The sequence below is a fragment of the Lachnospira hominis (ex Hitch et al. 2025) genome, from assembly GCF_040096395.1.
Classification (GTDB): domain Bacteria; phylum Bacillota; class Clostridia; order Lachnospirales; family Lachnospiraceae; genus Lachnospira; species Lachnospira hominis.
Genome location: NZ_JBBMES010000001.1, coordinates 222,759 through 243,771, shown reverse-complemented (window position 1 = coordinate 243,771; position 21,013 = coordinate 222,759). Strand labels below are relative to the sequence as shown.

At 34.7% G+C, this 21,013-nt stretch carries 16 protein-coding genes and 1 other RNA gene; 2 read left to right on the top strand and 15 right to left on the bottom strand.

Annotated features, from left to right (window positions below; genetic code table 11):
* Positions 1 to 2: 2 nt before the first annotated feature.
* Together WMO38_RS01065 and trpS are read right to left on the bottom strand one after the other, a co-directional pair.
* Positions 3 to 710 (bottom strand): LytR/AlgR family response regulator transcription factor, encoded by a 708-nt coding sequence (locus WMO38_RS01065; protein WP_349161049.1) that lies wholly within the window; start codon positions 708 to 710, stop codon positions 3 to 5.
* 211 nt (positions 711 to 921) lie between these two features.
* Positions 922 to 2,058 (bottom strand): tryptophan--tRNA ligase, encoded by a 1,137-nt coding sequence (gene trpS, locus WMO38_RS01060; RefSeq protein ID WP_243204191.1) that lies wholly within the window; start codon positions 2,056 to 2,058, stop codon positions 922 to 924.
* Between the two features lie 124 nt (positions 2,059 to 2,182).
* Between trpS and pyrB the strand changes: the two genes are divergently transcribed.
* Complete coding sequence (gene pyrB, locus WMO38_RS01055) at positions 2,183 to 3,097, top strand: aspartate carbamoyltransferase (RefSeq protein WP_349161047.1); 915 nt, start codon at positions 2,183 to 2,185, stop codon at positions 3,095 to 3,097.
* Positions 3,098 to 3,229: 132 nt separating this feature from the next.
* Positions 3,230 to 3,655 (top strand): aspartate carbamoyltransferase regulatory subunit, encoded by a 426-nt coding sequence (locus WMO38_RS01050; protein ID WP_021865434.1) that lies wholly within the window; start codon positions 3,230 to 3,232, stop codon positions 3,653 to 3,655.
* 52 nt (positions 3,656 to 3,707) lie between these two features.
* Here WMO38_RS01050 and WMO38_RS01045 read toward each other — a convergent pair whose 3' ends face one another.
* The 13 genes from WMO38_RS01045 to WMO38_RS00985 all read right to left on the bottom strand — a co-directional run bounded on the left by WMO38_RS01045 (position 3,708) and on the right by WMO38_RS00985 (position 20,907).
* A complete protein-coding gene (locus tag WMO38_RS01045) occupies positions 3,708 to 5,543 on the bottom strand; it encodes a glycosyltransferase (protein ID WP_349161046.1) in 1,836 nt (611 codons plus the stop codon).
* A complete protein-coding gene (locus tag WMO38_RS01040) occupies positions 5,536 to 6,384 on the bottom strand; it encodes a glycosyltransferase (protein WP_349161044.1) in 849 nt (282 codons plus the stop codon). Before WMO38_RS01040 ends, WMO38_RS01045 begins: the two co-directional genes overlap by 8 nt.
* Positions 6,384 to 7,160: a lysophospholipid acyltransferase family protein gene (locus WMO38_RS01035; protein WP_349161043.1), complete on the bottom strand. Its 777-nt coding sequence runs from the start codon at positions 7,158 to 7,160 to the stop codon at positions 6,384 to 6,386. The genes WMO38_RS01040 and WMO38_RS01035 overlap by 1 nt, the downstream gene beginning before the upstream one ends.
* An 85-nt stretch (positions 7,161 to 7,245) precedes the next feature.
* An RNA gene (gene rnpB / locus WMO38_RS01030) (RNase P RNA component class A) lies at positions 7,246 to 7,605 on the bottom strand.
* Between the two features lie 12 nt (positions 7,606 to 7,617).
* A complete protein-coding gene (locus WMO38_RS01025; protein WP_349161041.1) occupies positions 7,618 to 7,983 on the bottom strand; it encodes a PilZ domain-containing protein in 366 nt (121 codons plus the stop codon).
* Between the two features lie 27 nt (positions 7,984 to 8,010).
* A complete protein-coding gene (gene queA, locus WMO38_RS01020) occupies positions 8,011 to 9,042 on the bottom strand; it encodes a tRNA preQ1(34) S-adenosylmethionine ribosyltransferase-isomerase QueA (RefSeq protein ID WP_349161190.1) in 1,032 nt (343 codons plus the stop codon).
* A gap of 21 nt (positions 9,043 to 9,063) precedes the next feature.
* Complete coding sequence (pheT, locus tag WMO38_RS01015) at positions 9,064 to 11,496, bottom strand: phenylalanine--tRNA ligase subunit beta (protein ID WP_186836212.1); 2,433 nt, start codon at positions 11,494 to 11,496, stop codon at positions 9,064 to 9,066.
* A 55-nt stretch (positions 11,497 to 11,551) separates the two neighbouring features.
* Positions 11,552 to 12,571: a phenylalanine--tRNA ligase subunit alpha gene (gene pheS / locus WMO38_RS01010; RefSeq protein ID WP_186836344.1), complete on the bottom strand. Its 1,020-nt coding sequence runs from the start codon at positions 12,569 to 12,571 to the stop codon at positions 11,552 to 11,554.
* Positions 12,572 to 12,651: 80 nt separating this feature from the next.
* Positions 12,652 to 14,022 carry an AAA family ATPase gene (locus WMO38_RS01005; RefSeq protein ID WP_349161039.1) on the bottom strand — a complete coding sequence of 457 codons (1,371 nt, stop codon included), beginning with the start codon at positions 14,020 to 14,022 and terminating at the stop codon, positions 12,652 to 12,654.
* A gap of 12 nt (positions 14,023 to 14,034) precedes the next feature.
* Positions 14,035 to 14,853, bottom strand: coding sequence for a hypothetical protein (locus WMO38_RS01000; RefSeq protein WP_349161037.1), 819 nt, complete (start codon positions 14,851 to 14,853; stop codon positions 14,035 to 14,037).
* A 13-nt stretch (positions 14,854 to 14,866) separates the two neighbouring features.
* Positions 14,867 to 16,018: a DUF5716 family protein gene (locus tag WMO38_RS00995; RefSeq protein ID WP_349161035.1), complete on the bottom strand. Its 1,152-nt coding sequence runs from the start codon at positions 16,016 to 16,018 to the stop codon at positions 14,867 to 14,869.
* A 12-nt stretch (positions 16,019 to 16,030) separates the two neighbouring features.
* Positions 16,031 to 19,579, bottom strand: a complete 3,549-nt coding sequence (locus WMO38_RS00990) for a DUF5717 family protein (protein WP_349161033.1) — start codon at positions 19,577 to 19,579, stop codon at positions 16,031 to 16,033.
* Positions 19,579 to 20,907, bottom strand: coding sequence for a replication-associated recombination protein A (locus tag WMO38_RS00985; RefSeq protein ID WP_186836217.1), 1,329 nt, complete (start codon positions 20,905 to 20,907; stop codon positions 19,579 to 19,581). Before WMO38_RS00985 ends, WMO38_RS00990 begins: the two co-directional genes overlap by 1 nt.
* Between the last annotated feature and the right edge of the window lie 106 nt (positions 20,908 to 21,013).

Genomic DNA, 21,013 nt, shown 5'->3' with positions numbered 1-21,013 from the left:
AATTACAATCCTATACTGCATGATTTTTTTATTTCTTCCCTTCTCTGCCTGCTGACCGGCAAAATTACATTATCATCAAGCTCGACATTATCGTATGAATATTTTCTTATATAAAGATTATTTACAATATATGATTTATGAATAAATAAAAATCCAAATCCTTTTACACGCTCATATATATCATTTAATTTTCCTTTTAATTTATATTCACCACCACTGTCATGAACAATAATATATCTTCCGCTGCTTTCAATATATCGGATTTCACTCACCGGAATTCGTAGCAGTTCCTTTCTGGCTTCAAGTATAAGAATATGTTTATTCGTATTTATTAGTTCTGCTGCTGTTTTCATAATTTTTTCTATGTCATTTTCATCAAATGGTTTTATCAGAAAATTCATAGGTCTTATTTCAAACAAATCCATTGCATATTTATTTTCAGATGATATAAAAACAATCTGTGTGATATTATCTTTCAAATCATTTCTTATAATTTTACCAACTTCAACGCCGGACTTTACCGGCATCATAATATCAAGAAAAATCAAATCATATCTTTTCCCCGCCGATAATTTTTCTGATAATTTTACGCTATCCGTATAAATTTCAATATCATAATTTTCACTTTGATTTTTCTCTAATGAATATAAAATTCTCATCAGTCTTTTTGTAATCAGTTCTTCATCATCACATATACCAATTCTTAACATTTTCGTTACCAAACTCCTACGAATTCAGGATATTCCAGTCCTAAAACTTCAAAATATTTTATTTTATCTTAGCAACAAAAAATATTGCACTCAAGGGTCTGATTTTTTATAAAATGTATGCAATTGCATGTAATGTATATAATCAATAAAAAAACATACATTTCTGAACCCTGCCACAATTGGTAAATTCAAAAATGTATGTTTCTATTTATTAATCTTCAATACCTGAATATTTTTCTGACTGAACTTTGATAAGCTGTGCATCATCAAAATAATTTATCTTCATCGATGCTTTTACTTCATTAAGCGTCTGCTGTGCAACTTCATATGCTGCTTCTGTACCTTTTCTTAATATCTCATATACACCCGGAATATCTTTCTCATATTCATGACGTTTATTACGGATTGGTTCAAGCTGCTTCTGAAGTACATTATTTAAGAACTTCTTAACTTTTACATCTCCAAGTCCACCCCTGCGGTAATGGTCTTTTAACTCATCAAGATTATTATAATCAGGAAGGAATTCCTTGAAATCTTCTTCTGAACTGAAAGCATCAAGATAAGTAAATACACAGTTACCTTCAATCTTACCTGGGTCTTCAACTCTGATATGGTCTGGATCTGTATACATGCTCATAACTTTACGTTTTACTTCTTCAGGTGTATCTGAAAGATATATGCAATTGCCAAGAGACTTGCTCATCTTAGCTTTTCCATCTGTACCCGGAAGTCTGAGACAAGCCTTATTATCAGGAAGAAGAATATCCGGCTCAACAAGTGTTTCACCATATATAGAATTAAACTTTCTTACAATCTCTCTTGCCTGTTCGAGCATTGGTTCCTGATCTTCACCAACAGGTACTGTTGTTGCCTTGAATGCAGTGATATCTGCAGTCTGGCTGATAGGATATGTAAAGAATCCAACAGGTATGCTTGCCTCAAAATTACGAAGCTGAATTTCACTCTTAACTGTAGGATTTCGCTGGAGTCTTGATACAGTAACAAGATTCATATAATAAAATGTAAGCTCTGTAAGCTGTGGAATCTGTGACTGGATAAAAATATTAGTCTTTGAAGGATCAAGCCCACATGAAAGATAATCAAGTGCGACTTCAATTATGTTTTGTCTTACTTTTTCCGGATTATCAGCATTGTCTGTAAGTGCCTGTGCATCCGCTATCATAATAAATATTTTATCGAATTCACCTGAATTCTGTAACTCTACTCTTCTTTTTAAAGAACCTACATAGTGACCAAGATGAAGTCTTCCTGTTGGTCTGTCACCTGTAAGTATTATCTTAGGATTATTATTTTTTTTATCATTGCCCATAGAACTGCTGTTAGACATAACGTCTCTCCCTTCTTAATGTTCGTATTAAATGTATTTTAACACAATTATTTCAAAATAACAATTGATAAATCTTGCAAATACATGTAGAATAGCATACAGAAAAAAAATTAGGAGGCATACTATGAAGCATCTACTTAACCCACTTGACTTTAGTGTGGAAGAGCTTAATGAATTACTTGATTTAGCAAGAGATATATCAAATAATCCACAAAAATACAGCCACGCATGTGATGGCAAAAAGTTAGCAACACTTTTTTATGAACCAAGTACCAGAACCAGACTCAGTTTTGAGGCCGCTATGTTGAATTTAGGCGGTTCTGTTCTTGGTTTTTCTTCTGCCAACTCAAGTTCAGCATCAAAAGGTGAAAGTGTCTCTGACACAATCCGTGTAATTTCATGTTATGCAGATATCTGTGCCATGCGTCATCCAAAAGAGGGTGCACCAATGGTAGCTGCCCAGAAATCACGTATTCCTGTAATCAATGCCGGTGATGGTGGTCATCAGCATCCAACACAGACTCTTACAGACCTTATGACAATACGTGAGCTTCGAGGCTCACTTGACAATTTTACAATTGGTCTTTGCGGAGACTTAAAATTTGGACGTACTGTTCACTCACTTATCAATTCACTTATCAGATACAAAAATGTAAAGTTCATACTCATCTCACCTAAAGAACTTCGTGTACCTGACTACATAATTGATACTTTAAAAGAAAATAATGTTGAATATGAAGAAGTTGAAAAACTTGAAAATGTAATGCCTCAACTTGATATTCTTTATATGACAAGAGTCCAGCGTGAGCGTTTCTTCAATGAGGATGAATATCTTAGAATGAAAGATTTCTATATACTTAATAAGGAAAAAATGGCTCTTGCAAAAGAAGATATGTATGTGCTCCACCCACTTCCTCGTGTAAATGAAATTTCTGTAGAGGTTGATGACGACCCTCGTGCCGCATACTTCAAGCAGGTTCAGTATGGAGTATATGTAAGAATGGCTCTTATACTTACTTTACTCGGTCTCAATAAATAACAATAAGAAAAAACAAGGAGGACAAATCCTCTCCTCACAGGAGTTCGGATTTTTCCTTCGGAAAAACAAGGAGGACAAATCCTCTCCTCACAGGAGTTCGGATTTTTCCTTCGGAAAAACAAGGAGGATTTTATGTTAAACGTAGGACAATTAAATGAAGGTTTCGTGCTTGACCATATAGAAGCCGGCAAATCTATGATGATTTATAATAATCTTGGACTTGACAAACTCGACTGCTGTGTTGCCATCATCAAAAATGCACGCAGCAACAAAATGGGCAAAAAAGACATCATTAAAATTGAAGGTGGTCTTGATCTTGTAGACCTCGATGTATTAGGCTTTATCGACCACAATATCACAGTAAACATAATTAAGGATGGTCAGATTGTTGAAAAGAAAGCTCTTTCTCTTCCGACACAGATTACTAATGTAATTAAGTGTAAAAATCCTAGATGTATTACTTCTATCGAACAGGAATTAGACCATGTTTTCATTCTTACTGACGAAGAAAAACAGGTTTACCGCTGTAAATATTGTGAAGAAAAATATTCAAGATAATTTTAATACAAAAAAGCTCCACCCGGTATAAACAACCGGACGGAGCTTTTTATTAACCAACCTGTTCTGATAATTCTTCATTATCATTAAAAAATTCTTTATAAAATTCTGAATTTTCAAAATTCATTCCACATGTATATGTGAGTTTTTCATCATATACTTTTTCATATATATCTTTCCATAAACGATAATTTTCTTTCATCATAATCATGGCATTTTCATGCTCCGACTTTGAAGCATCGGGATATATAGGCGGTGCAACATGAATTGTATATTCCTGAACAGGAAAACCGTCTGAATCTATTATATCACTGTCCTGCATAGTCATAAATACCGGCAGTACAGGAACATTATTTCTTGCTGCAAATTTATATGCACCGGTCTTTAAAGGCTTAGGTTTCCTATAATTCCACCACATGCTCTGTTCAGGATATATAAGTATAAAATTGCCCTCTGACAGAAGTTTATTTACGGCAGAAATAAATTTCTTCATAGTATCCATATTACTGCTCAATGGAAGTGTATTACAATTTCTCATAAGGAATCCATAAAATCCCGGAAAACTTGTGTAATTACCTTCTTTAATAATACGATACAATTTTCTTGACTGTTGTTGTGCTTTGTCATAGACGAGCTCCATTGCAAAGCTGTCATATGCATTAAAATGATTGCATGTAATAACTGCACCACTGTTAAGAGCTTTAAAATTTTCCACTCCCTCATAGCCTTTTATTATTACCTTTTTTTCTCTTATCATAGAATTAAGATACCATCTTGCAAACTTAAATGCATATCTTGTTCTGAATTTTTTCAAAAATTTATTAGATGTATAATCTATCTCTTCCGGAAGTAATACTCTTGAAGGCGGATCGTCCTCAACATCTTCATCGAAACGCCCCTCTCTTTCATATTGCTCTATTTTCTCAACTATTTCTCTTCTCTGCCTAGACTGTACCTGACTTCTATCGCAGATATTTTTATAATTATTCTCATTATGAATCTCATCATGTGCAAGTTTATAAAGATTTTCACCGTATTTCTTATCCTGTTCCTCATCTTCTCTTGTAAAGTTATTAAGAACATCTTTTATTTCGTCATATACGGTTGTTTCTTTTGCATACTGCCAGAAATACTTAGCCAGCTTACAATCCTCATAATGCCATGGCTTAGCTGCAAGATTATAGTGAATAAGGCAAATATCTTCCTCATCACATGCAAGCTTACCAAATGTCTCACTATTCCACTTAGGATCTATCCAATAAACATGATTTTTACAGATAATATTAAGATAATCCTGATCCTGTGCAACAACAAATGTATATGCATGAAGCAGCTCAACAAATTGTCCGAGTATATCCTGCTCTCTGAACTGATTTATATTAAGTACAAGAACTCCGGCATTAAAATAATGATTTCTGTCAATATCAAGAACCTGTTCAGCATAATTACCGAATATATCAGCCTGGGAAACAACCGGGTCACATGAAGCTCCGACATAATTATCACCTATATCATAATCGAAAAGTTCTGATATATCTCCAAGCACTACAGTATCACTGTCAATATACAATGCTTTTTCATATTCTGGAAACATTTCTGCAAGAAATAATCTGTAATATGTTGTATATGAATAATAATCTCTTAAAGGAAGTCTTTTTTCGAGTTCTTTTAAATATTCTGTTACATCATTGAAATATATATGAAATACATCATCTGCCATATCAAGTACGACCTGTTTCTTGTCATCATCTATTCCTGTATTCAGAATATGGATATTGTACTGTCTGTCTCTGTCTGCATTCATCATAAGAGACTTTAATGAAACCATAGTGTACTTTACAAATCCATTATCGCATGCAAAGAAAATCGGTATTATGTTGCTATTCATTTGTATTACCTTTTATATCCCTTTCAAATTTCTTTTTTAAATATATATATTCAAAGAATATGTCATCAAATGCATCATATCTAAATATTCGATAAACTTTACTAATCTGCCATTGTTTAATATTTTCTGTATGAGGATACGGTGTATAAAACAATCTCTTTGAAAAATGCCTTACAACAGTATGCTTATGTAAAAACTTCTGGTCATTAAACTTCTGAGGAAGCATAAGCTTTTTTGTTGTACTCCTGTAGATAGCAGACTGGTCAGCAAATAACAGTTTTTTTTCTGAAAGAAGCTTTCTTGCTTTTGAAAAAAGTCCTGTCTGCCTTATTTTTTTCATATTAAGCAAAAGCACACCTGCATTAATATAATTAGGATTAATCAGATATTTTCCATAGTGGTCTCTTGCTGCAGCATACTCGTAATCACTTATATCATGATTATACAAAAGTGTTATGTCCCTGTTAAATAAAATATCTGCATCAAGATATAATAATTTATCAGGTATCTCGTCCATCTCGTCAGCGAGAAGTCTTAAAAGTGTGTACGGAGAACAATATGTAAGCTCATTCGGGCAATTCGCAAATACTCTGTTATAATTTTCTATTACATCCATACGTACCACTTTGCTATCTTTGTTGTAGCTTTTGGCAATCGAATCAAGATATTCTGTCTTTTTCTCCGAAATTGCAATATAGCTGCTCTTTATATGGCTTACATCCATTGTAAATATGTAAAATGTAAATGGCTCTTTTGTTGTAGTTCTTAAAAATATTGAAAGCATACATGTAAGTATGCCATCAAAAACCCCATCATTACCGGCGAATAATACATTAATCATTATTCGTTCTCCAATCTGATATACTTTATTATCTCAACATTATTATTTTTGCTTCTTGCTGTCATTGCATCATAGACTTTATTTCTAAGATATACTTTCTGTTCCTTAATTGGAATCGATGAATCTGCAATAAATGGTCCATCTATATATGTTATCATTTGCGGTGTCTTTCTTAGTTTTCTCTTTCTGTATACATTAGTAAAACAAAATACCGGAGCATGATACTGAGCCGGGTATCTGAAAGACATATCCTTAAACGGCCTTATCTTCGTATAATATGGCCATATGTGGGCTTCTGGATAAATAACAATGCTGTCTTTTTCATCTAGCCTTTTCTCTATAATATCTGTAAAATTCACAAATGCCTCTTTATTTCCAGGAAGGGGAACAGCTCCAAGATATGGTGTTATCTTTCCCAGAACAGGCATTGAAACATTATTGGGATGCACAATTACATATGTATCTTTTGGAAAACTCACCATGCTTGGAATAAATGCATCAGCTGCAGCATTAGTGTGATTTCCATATATGAATATTCCTTTATCTGAATATCCTTTTAATACTTCTTTATTTATAATTTTATGTCCAAATTTTATTTTCAAAAAAATATATGCCAGAGGTCTGGCAATAATCTTATACCAAAATGTATGTAATATTTTCCCTTTTGTTTTCCTGTCATAAATGTAATTTTCATCAATAGATATTGGTTTTATCTGTGCCGACGAAAACTCATCTGACAATTCATCTTTATAATATATAACCCTGTTTTTTTTCACAACAAACCATACCTTAATTCATTTTCCGGCAGAAAGAAAATATTTATTTTTGTCATCTGTAAAATGTTTTAATAACTAATTTATTATAATGAGCAGCACTATAAGCCGGGTTATGTCCACATATAAATGTGTGATAATCATCTATCTAGTTGCATCGTCGCCGATACACTCAAGCGTCCTACCTAAAAGCACGACGGGCAGCCGTATAGCTTTTTCTTGGACTTGCTTCGGATGGGGTTTACATGGACCATTGCCGTTACCGGCAACGCGGTAGTCTCTTACACTGCCTTTCCACCCTTACCTGTAAAACAGGCGGTTTATTTCTGTTGCACTATCCTTGGAGTCACCTCCACCAGACGTTATCTGGCATCCTGCCCTGCGAAGCCCGGACTTTCCTCACCTGCTGCCTTTCGGCAATTGCAGCCGCGATTATCCGCACTACTCAATATCTTTAATTTTAATTATTCTGATTTTTTGTTCCTTCAAATACCATTCTGAATACCTCTATACGAAATTCATCTTCAGGTCCTATTCCAACAAAACGACTTCCATACATAATCTCACCATTCTCATCTGGCTGCTGTCTTACTATTTCAATAACAACATCAAGAACCTCATGGTTCGGCATTTGAATTGAAGTATTGTAAAAAGTCCCCTTTTTCAAGGTTTTTTTTGTAATAAAAGCTATACCACCCTTTGAAATGTCTACTGTTTCAACACTTATATCTTTTTGCTCACATGCATCATTTTCATCACTGATACCATTGAGTGACAATGTCACATTAATCGGGACTCTTGATGCTCTTCTTCTTTCTGCTCCCACTATTTTTCTCCTCCCATATCTTCTGCATTATTTTATAAACATAGCATCTCCAAAACTGAAGAAACGATATTTTTCTTTTACTGCAGTTTCATACGCATTAAGTACATTCTCACGTCCTGCAAGTGCTGACACAAGCATAACCAGTGTAGACTCAGGCAAGTGGAAGTTTGTAATAAGACAGTCGATTGCTTTAAACTTATATCCAGGATATATAAATATCTGTGTCCAACCACTGCACGCTTCTATTGTACCATCCTCTTTAGCCACCGATTCAAGTGTTCTTGTACTTGTAGTTCCAACAGCAATAATACGCCCATTATTTTTACGTGCGTTATTAATTTTTTCTGCTGCTTCCTCATCAATTCTGTAAAATTCAGAATGCATATGATGATCAAGTACATTTTCTTCTTTAACAGGTCTGAATGTACCAAGTCCGACATGAAGAGTTACTCTTGCAATATCAACACCTTTTTCTTTTATCTCTTTAAGCAGTTCCTCTGTAAAATGCAGTCCTGCTGTCGGTGCTGCTGCCGAACCTTCATGTTTTGCATATACTGTCTGATATCTGTTTTTATCTTCCAGTTTATGTGTTATATATGGCGGAAGAGGCATCTGTCCAAGTTCATCAAGTATTTCCTCGAATATGCCGTCGTACTCAAATCTGATAATACGATTTCCCTCTTCTACAATATCAATAACCTCACCAATAAGTTTATCACCGCCAAAATGAATACGAGTTCCTATTTTTGCCTTTTTGCCCGGCTTAACAAGAACTTCCCATGTATCCTTCAAATCAGCTTTACGGGTGAGAAGCAGCACTTCTATTGCTGCCCCTGTACCCTCTTTTTCACCTATAAGTCTAGCCGGAATTACCTTTGTATCATTAATAACAAGGCAGTCTCCCGGATTAAGATAATCAACTATATCCCTAAATATTTTATGTTCTATTTCGCCTGTATTTTTATCAAGGACCATAAGCCTTGAACTTGAGCGGTCAGAAAGCGGATCCTGTGCTATAAGTTCCTGTGGCAGGTCATAATAAAAATCATGCAGATTCATAACTTTTTCCATGTCTGACCTCTAGTTACTTCTAAGTTCTATTCCCATTTCTGACAAATCATTAAGAATCTTCTCCATGATAGGAGCTATATCTTTATCTTCCAATGTTCTGTCATTTGCCCTGAATGAAATTGAATACGCAACAGATTTAAATCCAGCTTTAATCTGTTCGCCTTCGTATATATCAAACAGCTTGAAGCTCTCAACAAGCTTACCGCCGCGTTTTTCAATGACTTTTTCAACAGTTCCTACAAGCATGTCTTTAGGCATAACCATGCTTATATCTCTTGTAACAGCCGGGAATTTGGCAATTCCTGTATATTTTCTGTCAAATGAAGCCATCGGAGTAATCTTTGATAAATCAAGAACAGCAATATATGTTCTCTCACCAAGACTATAATTATCAGCAACATCAGGATGTACTTCACCAAGATATCCGATAACAGTTCCATCATAGATTACATTTGCCTGACGACCCGGATGAAGATATGGCTTGCCTGCCTGTGGATCATATTCAGGCTTATTTCTCATTCCTATTCTTTCAAGAAATTCTTCTACAACGCCTTTCATTGTAAAGAAATCTCCATCTCCAAAGAAACCAAGAGTAAAATCAACGCTTTCTGTTGGAAGTTCTTCTTCATTATCAGACGGAATATAAACTGTAGCAAGTTCATACAGCTTAACATTTTTATTTCTTCTGTTATAATTTGTTGAAAGTGATGTAAGCATACCATTAAGAGGAAGTGTTCTCATAATAGAGAAATCTTCTCCAAGTGGATTTGAAATCACAACTGTCTTTCTAAGTGGTGAATCCTTAGCAATCTTTAATTTATCAAAAACCTTAGGACTTTCAAATGAATATGTCATAGCCTGTGAAAATCCACAGAACTGTGCTATCTCGCCTGCAACATCCTTAACTGTCTGCTTGAACGAAACCTTACCCATTGTTGTAGCACCATGAGGAAGTGTTGTAGGAATGTTGTCATAGCCATAAAATCTTGCAACTTCTTCAGCAATATCAGCTGTTCTTATTAAATCCTGACGGAATGTAGGAATAATAAGCTCATTTGATTCTTTATCATATTCTATTTCAAGACGCTTGAAATAATCCATCATATCATCAACGGATACATTTGTACCAAGAAGTTTATTCACTCTTTCAGGTTCAAATACAATTCTTCTGCATTCTTTCTTAACAGGATAGATATCAACAGCTCCACCGACAACTTCTCCGGCACCAAGTTCTTCTATAAGCTGGCATGCTCTGTCCATTGCAGCCATTGCATTTTCAGGATCAAGACCTTTTTCAAACTTGCCTGATGCATCTGTACGAAGACCGATTCTCTTAGTTGTCTTTCTGATGTTTGTTCCGTCAAAAGTTGCAGCTTCAAAAAGCATTGTCTTAACATCATCTGTAATCATTGAATTTTCGCCGCCCATTACACCGGCAACACCTACGGCACGTTCACCGTCACAAATCATAAGTGTTGATGAATTAAGTATTCTTTCCTGACCATCAAGTGTGACGAATTTTTCACCATCAGCAGCTGTTCTTACAACAATCTTTTTACCTGCAATCTGGTCATAGTCATATGCATGCATAGGCTGACCATATTCTTCCATAACATAGTTAGTTATATCTACTATATTGTTAATAGGTCTGATTCCTGCTGTCATAAGTCTGTGCTGCATCCACTTTGGAGATGGTGCAAGTTTGATATTTTTAACAACTCTTGCAACATAACGAGGGCAAAGTTCTTTTGCTTCAATATCCACACTTATGTAATCGTTAACATCCTCTGAATTGCCTGTCTTAGATGGCATTGGAGGATTAAATGGTTTGTTGAATGTAGCTGCTGCTTCTCTTGCAATACCGATTACACTATAGCAGTCAACACGGTTATTTGTAATCTCATATTCAAATACAGTATCATTAAGACCAAGATACTCTACGGCATCAGAACCTACAACTGCATCATCACCAAGAATATATATACCATTTTCCGGTGCATCAGGATAAAACTCTCTTGATGAACCAAGTTCTTCAATTGCACACATCATGCCGCATGATTCTATGCCACGAAGTTTACCTTTCTTTATCTTAATTCCGTCCTCAGGAAGTGCAGAACCATCATGACCTCCTGCAACACGTCCTCCATCAAGAACTACAGGCACTTTCTGACCCTTTGAACCAACTTCAATATTAGGTGCACCTGTTACAATCTGAACTGTTGAATCACCTACATTTACCTGGCATATAACAAGCTTGTCTGCATCAGGATGCTTTTCTACTGATTCAATCTGTCCAACTACTATTTTATCAAGGTTCTTATCATATGCTGTGAAGCATTCAACCTTTGTTCCTGAAAGTGTCATGGCATCACGGAACTGCTGATCTGTAACATCATCAAGTCCGGGTACCATTGCTTTAATCCAATTTAAAGATGTATTCATGATTAATTATCCCTTCTGATATCTATAATATATTCACAACCTGTTATCTTAATTATTAGAACTGCTTTAAGAAACGTGCGTCATTTTCATATAAAAGTCTCATATCATCAATTTCATATTTGAGAAGTGCTATTCTTTCAAGACCAACACCAAATGCAAAACCAGTATATTTATCTGTATCAATTCCGCTCATCTCAAGTACGTGAGGATGAACCATTCCACATCCTAAAATTTCAATCCAGCCTTCACCTTTACACATACGGCATCCTTTACCGCCACACTTAAAGCATGAAACATCCATTTCAGCACTAGGTTCTGTAAATGGAAAATGATGCGGTCTGAATTTAACTTTTGTCTCAGGGCCAAATACTTCTTTTGCAAATTCTACAAGTGTACCCTTTAAATCCGCAAATGTAATATTTTCATCAATAACAAGACCTTCTACCTGATGGAAACATGGTGAATGTGTTGCATCAACTTCGTCTGCTCTGTATACACGACCCGGAGAAATCATACGAAGCGGAAGTTTTCCTTTCTCCATCTCACGAACCTGAACTGATGATGTCTGTGTACGAAGGACAATCTTGTCATTAATATAAAATGTATCCTGTTCATCTTTTGCCGGATGATTGGCAGGTATATTCAACGCTTCAAAATTATAGTAATCATATTCAACTTCAGGACCTTCTACAACTTCGTATCCCATACCAACAAATATTTTCTTAATTTCTTCAAGAGCAAGTGTATTAGGATGACTGTGTCCAACATTATTCTTTTTTGCAGGAAGTGTTACATCAATAACTTCTGCTTTCATCTGAATCTCTCTCATCTTCTCTGAAAGTTCTTTTCTTGCATTCTCAAGAACTTCCTCTATAGCCTGTCTTGTCTCATTGACTATCTGACCAACCATAGGTCTGTCTTTTGGCTCAACATCCTTCATTCCTTTAAGGACTTCTGTAAGTTCGCCTTTCTTGCCGAGGATAGATACTCTTACCTCATTTAACTTTTCAAGTGAATCAGTAGAGTTAATCTGTTCTAACGCTCTCTCCCTGATTTCCTGCAATCTTTCCTTCATCATGATTACTTTTTCCTCCAATTTAAAATAACTGAACTGTAACTAATTTTAACACATGTACCGTAATTGGCAAGCAAAATTTAATTTATAGACCTTTTTTCATATTCATCAAGTATTTCCAAAGTCTCTTTTGTATACTCCGGATGTAATTTATTAACTTTTCTTATGTTATATTTTGCTTCTTCAATCCTGCCTTCATTATACTCAATCTGATTTCTCAGTTTCTTACGACGTGCCGCAAGTTCATGCCTGATTTCAACCATTTCATTGCGTATATATAGTCCTTTGGTCTGTGAAAGCCATACAACTGTGTCTGAAATTCCTATTCTTTTCAGAAGCATAAGCAGCTTATTTTCTGCATCATTAAGATTAGCTGTCATCATCAGTACATGCTTTCTTTCTTCTTTCATCTGAAGATATAATTCAAATTTTCTTCCAAGTTCATATGAGCTCTTTATTTTGTATTTATCATATTCATATGAAAGCACATTTGCCGCATTAACATACTTTATCTTTATCTTGTTTAATGCCGCCGTAATTTTATTTATCTTTATTTCGACTGCCGATGCCTGTCTGTGAATAATACTCAGCCATGCAAATATTCCCACAGCAACTATTGCACCAAGAAATGTCACAACAAAGAATAAATATAACTCATCTTCATTATCAAGTGCAACCATAACTATTGTAAAAATAGAATAAACTACCGCAAGACAGGCAAGAACTATAATTGCAGCCTTTTTGATTGCAGCATGTTTCTTTTTCAGATTCTTGGCTTCCATTCTAAGAGCCATCCTCTCGCCCTCAAGAGACTGTAAATCTCTTTTCACTGTCTCATAATATGTTTCCTGCTGCTGTATAAACCTAAAACTCTTAGGAAGTTCCTGTGCATACATGTCCATTCTGTTATATGCATTATTAGACAGCTTGCTCTCGGAATTTTTAAGAATCCGCCTGTCAACCGCAAGATTGTCAACAAGTTCAGCCTGTTTTGCAATCTGGTCTTTCAGATTATCCGGTGCATTTTCATACAGTTCAATATCAGCAAATCTCTCTGATACCTGACTGTACTCCTCCATTATCATTTCAATATGCCTTCCGGCATCTTCCATAATCTCGCACTGGCCTTTAACATATTCTTTCAGGTCACTTCCATCAAAAGCCCCCAGTTTTACGTTATCACGTTCATCACCCACAAGCAGTTCATCATCGCTGAAGCCGTCAAAGCCCTCATCATCTTCCGGCGTTTCATATCCTGAACTCTCATCATACTCATCAAATTCCTGATTATCAGTGTCTTCGTTTTCTTTGCCATAATCCTCTTCATCAAGATATGACTTTATTGTTCTGGCATGCTTATTCAGTTCTTCATCAAATTCGTCATATTCTTCATAATCATCTTCTATTTCATCTTTAAAGAAGATATTCTTAACTGACTTTAAAAATCCCATATGTACCCCATTCTATGATTTGTACTTAATATACTGTTTCTTCCAATCATCAAGCAGACCGGTAAGTGCATCATTATACTCCGTAATATCAGCCTCCTCTTTAAGCTTTTCAATCTGCTGGAGATGTCTGTATGTATCAGAATATCTTGCATTGTCTGCCAGTTTTTCAAGTTCGCTTTTCAAAGCTGCCTCCTGGTCAGATGCATCATCACTTTCTATTATATTATTTCCCATAGCTAGTCTTTTAGCTGCCATAAGACATTTTAGCGACTCTTCGTGCTGCCCTATTTTGTAGGCTTCCTCAAAATATGGAACAGACTGTTTGTATAAAAACATTCTTGCATGTGCAACCCCCATATTATGATACACTCTCGCATAAAACAATCCCGAAAGTGACTTATCATATGTGCCCTCAATTATTTTCGCATAATTTTGCACTGCACCGTAATAACATTTATTTTCAAGCAATGTATCAGCTCTCGCTTTAAGTCTTTCATAAACATTGCGGCTGTCAAGTGTTCCAAGCACACCGCTTAACTGTTCTATCTCTTCATTGCTGTAATAATCAACATATTTTAAAACACTTACAACAATCTGTGCAAGTCCTGCATTCCTGCTTTTCAAATCTGCAATTATCTGTACCAGCTGTTTCTGCCCTGTCTCCTCAACAAATGAATTGAAGTCGTCATCAAAGAAGTCAATGCTTATAAAATAAATATTATTATATATAAAATAGCACAATTCCTCAAGTGTATATATTTTAAGTCCTATATCCTTTACAACAAGCGGCTGTTTTGCCTCTCTTGCCCTGCATAATATTATCTTTCCCATTTACGCATGACCCTCATTTCAGTAAAAACGTTTTTTCTATTATTTTTCCGGAACTTTTTACTATGTCACCAAAGCCTTTATCCTTTATTAACACATGACATTCCTCATCAGACATAAAATCAACATCCATTTCTATTCTTGTCATTTTACCTTCACGGAAAGGCAGTGAACTTATGTCAATTTTTTCAATATATTCTTTGTTAGTATCAACAGGTCTCAGATAAAAATTAATATATCTTACATCATCTATTATAAAAAACAGCTGTTTTTTTACACTGTACCAGTTTGTTCCGGGTCTTACAATTTTCAGACGCATATCGTTTCCACGCTCGCATATGTCCATCTCTATACCAGTTGTAATCCTGTTTTTGCATGCCAGAATTGTATCAGGAGGAAGTATCTGTTTTACTTTTGTACATGCCCCAAGAACCGCACCTTTCACATAAAGATTCTGCCCTGCAAAAACTTTTCTTGAATGGCACAGAAATCTTGTGAATTCATCAGGAAATTTCTCCATCTCAAATCTGCTGCCTGTAAGAAATACACTTGAGACATTATACCTGAACAGCAATCCTTTAAGCCACTCTGTTATCTCATGCTGATTAACACACAGATTGCTATATGAATCCTTTTCTTCATCATATTGTATGGCATCAGAAAAATACCTGTTTTCCATTATAACATCACAACCATTAAGATTAGATTTCATGCAGATATATGATGCAATATTATCATTACTGTAGTCAAGAAGCATAACACCTGCTGAATACAGACCTTTTTTCTGGCTGTAAGCATAAAAAGCAAAACTTTCCTCATGGCTTATAACTGACCACTGTTCACTGTTAAACTGCAGCCGTTTCATGACCTCCGATATAAAATTAAGCTTTTTAATTTCATAATCAGCGATTGTTATGCATATCAATCCCGCTTTTCTGCCCTGTGCACATTTTGATGCACATTCTATTATCGATGCAATAAATTCACAGGCTGCCTCAATATTACCGCTCTGTTCCCAGCCTGGCATTTCAAACGGATTTAAAAAAGCGGCCTCGTTTTCAGGTCCTGTAACATGTATCACCATCTCTGTCTGCTCATCCCAGATTGCAGCCTGTGTTATTTTATCCTGTATATCAATCCCGACTATCACTCCATTTACATTATTCATTAAATTCCTCACCTACATTGGTTTAAAAATCTGTTGTGTTACATAATCCTGAACACAATAATCATACATACACTTTTTCATTTCTGCCGGATCATGCTGCTGCCTTGCCGAAAGAATTTTATTAATGCTGTCAAATCTTCCTGCGGTCTCTGATTTATTGATAACATTATTCTGCATATGAAATATATCAGACTTTCTTGTTTCACTTCCAATTTCTTCAACAAAATAATATCTGACACTCTCCGAATAAAAAAGTGTAAATCCTTTTACAAAATAACCTCCACAACTTGAAAGAATCTCAGTATATTCATTACTGCTTTCTCCAAACCAGTAATGAATCTCCACACGCGAATCCGGATTACCTGCATACTCCGCAAATGTCCTGTCTGTCATATTATATGGAAGTGCAAATACTTCAGAATAATTTTTATAAAATTCAAAACACTTGTCCACTGCACACAATGTTTTTATAATTTCATATATAAATCTGCTTTTTGACTCTGTAAGTTCTCCGGTTCTTAAAGAATAATATTTTAAGTATGCAAGGACACAGACATCAGGAATTGCACGTTTTTCCATAATAAGCTCTTCTATCACGTCAAAAACTGCTATGTCAACTTCTCTGTGCTTTACAAAATACATAAAAGCATTATATGCAGCATAAGCCGCAATAACTGTCCTGTGTCCACCATTTTTTACATATGAATCAAATACATCTGTAAGCCTTTTATCACTTGATTTTGTAAAAAGCATCTGTGCGACAATTCTTTCTTCTATATCACCTGTAAATACATCATAATCTTTGCATGCATTCCATATATCAAGCATCTGCTCATTAGTTCCATTAAATCTTTTTTCAAGATTTTCAAGAATATCAGCATTATATTTTTTATTTTCAAAAGCATATTCACACAGCTGCGTAAGTTCATCATCATCTTCTGTCCCTGCAAATCCCAGCATATGACGTGCAAGTTCTGATATTTTTCCTGAATTGGCATTACATATTCCGTACTGCTTTATAATTGAAAATGCAAAACTATAAGCATTATTATCGACACTTGCATATATAAGTCTCACTGCATCATTTTCATCTAAATCATCAGTATCTATAATCTGTATATCTGCCAGATAATTTTCTTTATCATATGATTTTTCAAAATATTTTATAAGCCAGCTGTTAAGCTTCTTTTTACATTTTTTATCACAATCAGCATCATTTATGATACATCTGACAGCTTCATATATTTCTTCATTAAATATATCTTTTTTCTGCTCGTACAAAATTATATTTTTATATTTTTCTATATCATTTTCTTCATATTGATAAGCAAGCATGCTCGCGTTTATCATTTCGTAGTATTTATTTTCAAATACTTTTTCAATGTCATACCTGAAGCTGTCCTTAAAAAATTCTCCTGATTCTGATTCAAATATAATAACGGCATCTTTCGTGTAAATCGGGACAAATGCACATTTATTAATGATTTCGTAACGTTGTAACGTCTTATATTCTTTATGTTTTACCCATACAGCTTTTACATTTTCCTCATAACATTTTATTTTATAAGTGTATAAAATTTTCATCATTGATGATGCTGTATACTCATCAAATAAACATTTATTCCATATTCTTTTATAAATTAATATAAGATGATTATTAATTCTGCCATAACGAAGCTGTTCATACGCAAATTTATCAATAAGCGGCATGTACATCTCCATTATCTTCTCATTTTCCGCTTCATTAAAAAGTACATCTGCATATAAAAATGATTTATTTTCATAATCAAGAGAGGCGTCATATGCGAAATACATTAAAACAAGCTTTGAAAAACGCGGATATTTATTTTTATCAAGACTTTTTATGTAATATTCATATAATCTTGTAATTTTTATCCCTCGAAGAATCCCTTTCTCATAATAAATATTACTTTCACGGCTTATACTTCCGGCACAAATCAGATATGAAATAATAGACGTAAGTACCTCATCTTTTTCATATATTTTGTAAATATTTTTCAACAGTTCTATTTTTGAATTGCTGGCATTTTTGTCAGAAACAGCTATCTGTGCGGCATGCAATGCAAGTTTTTCATTTATAATATTATTCTTACATCCAAACGTAAGAACCTGTATCTCAAATTTATCAAGAACTCTTAAAAGATGCGGCTGATTATTCATAACATTTAATGCTTCCATATACATCACACCACTTTTACATCCTGAACGGAAGCTTTCTTTTATCCTCATAAGCTTAATGCTCTGATTATGTCCGAATGTCAGATCAACATAAAATCTTATCCACAATATACGCCAGTCATCATTGCCATTTTCATATAAATTTTTAATATCTATGGCAGCCTTCGCAGTATATACTGCATTACTTATAAGCATTGATTTTACATAAAGATAATAGCTGTATAAAAATGCATCATCTTTTGAAACCTGAACCTGCTCAATAAGATTTTGTGCCTCATCATTCATCTTACGCAGGTTATAAACCTGTGCCTGCATAAGCATGTACAGCGGATTGTCATAATCGAGCGTTCTCAGCCTTTCTATAAGATTAGCCGAACGCTCAGCCCACACACCTGTATTAAATTTTTTCATGCGGTAATCGAGATAATTTTGGGTAATCTCATACATGAGTTTTCTCTTATCATGATATATCTCATTTGTATTTTCATCCGGATACTCTGCATATATTTTTTTTACTTCTATATCAGTTACAATTTTACGATTATATGTATTTATTATTATTCTTCCATAATTATATCCATCATGAAGTTTTTCATAATTAATTATATATGCAAGTTCACATTTATTTCCTGTAAAATTCTGTGCCGAAATATGCTCTGTTTCCATTGAAATAAAATCTGCTTCAACGCAAATATCTGCCTCAATATATCCCCACGCATTCTTTTCTAAAGCAATAGTATCTCTTCTGTCATCGCTGCATATATATGAGCGTTCTTTATCTGTGCATAAATTTATTGAAACAGGAGATTTCTTCCCGGCAGCAACGAGAAACTCTTCTATCGCACGCCCGGTATTATTCTCTTTTTTCAATGCTTCATATATATTAGATAGTTTTGTATCATTTTCAATAAGGATATTGAAATTATCACTAAGAAAAACTGCAACAGCCTCTTCAGGATAATCTCTTGTGAAATTAGCAAATTGAAATAAATCTGCAATATCATTTTCGTTAGTCTTTAAAAATTGTGCCGTAACTGTAAAAGCATATTCTAAAAAATATTCCCCCGCATTGCTTATGACATCAAACTTGCCTTTTATAACATCATCTTTCTGAAGTCCATTAGTATCAACAATATAATGTATCGTACTTACAGTTCCAAGAAACATATTGTCGATGATTTTAACATGCTCATTTGATGACCAGATAACGCCTTTTGTTACTTCCCTTGAGACTATATCAAACGACTGCTCACAGACTACATTTTTTGTGATATTTAATTCTATATTATCCTGTTTAAAATGCAGCTTAGGATTATCATATACAAAATGACCACATGCCAGCCGCCTAAGATTATCTCTCATTAAGATTCAGCCTCCGCCTTAATTTTATCAAGATGTTCCTTTATTTTTTTCTCATATCCGTTATCTGTCGGCTCATAAAATACAGTGCCTTCAAGTTCATCCGGAAGGTATTGCTGTTTTACATAATGATTTTTGTAATCATGTGCATATTTATATCCAATACCATGTCCAAGCTTTCCTGCACTCTTATAATGTGCATCCTGTAAATGCACAGGAACACCATATGTCTTTTCATTTTTCACAATATCAAGTGCTTTGTCTACAGCCATATAAGCGGCATTGCTCTTAGGAGCACATGCAACGTATGTTGCCGCCTGTGAAAGAACTATCCGTGCTTCCGGCATACCAAGCCTTTCTATTGCAAGACATGCGTTAGTTGCAACTACAAGTGCCTGCGGGTCAGCATTTCCGACATCTTCACTTGCACATATCATTATTCTTCTCGCAATAAACTTTATATCTTCTCCGGCATATAACATTCTTGCAAGATAATATACAGCCGCATCAGGGTCAGAACCACGCATGCTCTTAATAAATGCTGATATAGTATCGTAATGGTTATCACCATCTTTATCATACTTTAATACACGCTTCTGTATACACTGTTCGGCAATCTTTAAATTAATATGAATCTTTCCATCCTCAGATGGCTTTGTTGTAAGAATACCAAGTTCTATGGCATTCAATGCACTTCTCGCATCACCATTTGCCACATCTGCAAGAAATGTAAGTGCCTCATCATCTATATCTGCATGAAGACTTCCCATTCCTTTTTTCTCATCATATACTGCACGTTTTATAAGTGTTTTTATATCTTCTTTGTCAAGTGGCTTTAATTCAAATATTATTGACCTTGAAATCAAAGCTCCGTTTACTTCAAAATATGGATTTTCTGTAGTCGCACCAATAAGGATAATTGTTCCGTCCTCAACAAAAGGCAGAAGATAATCCTGTTGTCCTTTATTAAACCTATGAATCTCATCGACAAACAGTATCGTCTTTTTTCCGTACATTCCAAGGTTATTTTTTGCCTGTGCAACGACATCTTCCATATCCTTTTTTCCGGCAACAGTTGCATTAATCTGCTTAAAATCTGCACTTGTAGTATTGGCAATCACCTTTGCAAGTGTGGTTTTTCCTGTTCCCGGAGGTCCATAGAATATAATTGAGCTTATCTTATCAGCCTGAATTGCCCTGTATAAAAGTTTATCTTTTCCTATAATATGCTGCTGTCCTACTACTTCATCCAAAGTTTCCGGTCTTATTCTTGAAGCCAGCGGCGATTCATTTTTCATCGTATTTTGTCTGACATAATCAAATAAATCCATTATATACTCCACTTTCATAAGTCATTTGGATTTATTATAACATATATATTGAATTTTTTACAGCCGCAATATTTTTCAGCTCACATTTTGGGTCATATACCAGCAA

Coding starts and splice junctions, on each gene's coding strand:
- WMO38_RS01065 (WP_349161049.1), bottom strand. CDS start 710: ATGTTAAGAATTGGTATATGTGATGATGAAGAACTGATTACAAAAAGA.
- trpS (WP_243204191.1), bottom strand. CDS start 2,058: ATGTCTAACAGCAGTTCTATGGGCAATGATAAAAAAAATAATAATCCT.
- pyrB (WP_349161047.1), top strand. CDS start 2,183: ATGAAGCATCTACTTAACCCACTTGACTTTAGTGTGGAAGAGCTTAAT.
- WMO38_RS01050 (WP_021865434.1), top strand. CDS start 3,230: ATGTTAAACGTAGGACAATTAAATGAAGGTTTCGTGCTTGACCATATA.
- WMO38_RS01045 (WP_349161046.1), bottom strand. CDS start 5,543: ATGAATAGCAACATAATACCGATTTTCTTTGCATGCGATAATGGATTT.
- WMO38_RS01040 (WP_349161044.1), bottom strand. CDS start 6,384: ATGATTAATGTATTATTCGCCGGTAATGATGGGGTTTTTGATGGCATA.
- queA (WP_349161190.1), bottom strand. CDS start 9,042: ATGAATCTGCATGATTTTTATTATGACCTGCCACAGGAACTTATAGCA.
- pheT (WP_186836212.1), bottom strand. CDS start 11,496: ATGAATACATCTTTAAATTGGATTAAAGCAATGGTACCCGGACTTGAT.
- pheS (WP_186836344.1), bottom strand. CDS start 12,571: ATGAAGGAAAGATTGCAGGAAATCAGGGAGAGAGCGTTAGAACAGATT.
- WMO38_RS01005 (WP_349161039.1), bottom strand. CDS start 14,022: ATGGGATTTTTAAAGTCAGTTAAGAATATCTTCTTTAAAGATGAAATA.
- WMO38_RS01000 (WP_349161037.1), bottom strand. CDS start 14,853: ATGGGAAAGATAATATTATGCAGGGCAAGAGAGGCAAAACAGCCGCTT.
- WMO38_RS00995 (WP_349161035.1), bottom strand. CDS start 16,018: ATGAATAATGTAAATGGAGTGATAGTCGGGATTGATATACAGGATAAA.
- WMO38_RS00990 (WP_349161033.1), bottom strand. CDS start 19,579: ATGAGAGATAATCTTAGGCGGCTGGCATGTGGTCATTTTGTATATGAT.
- WMO38_RS00985 (WP_186836217.1), bottom strand. CDS start 20,907: ATGGATTTATTTGATTATGTCAGACAAAATACGATGAAAAATGAATCG.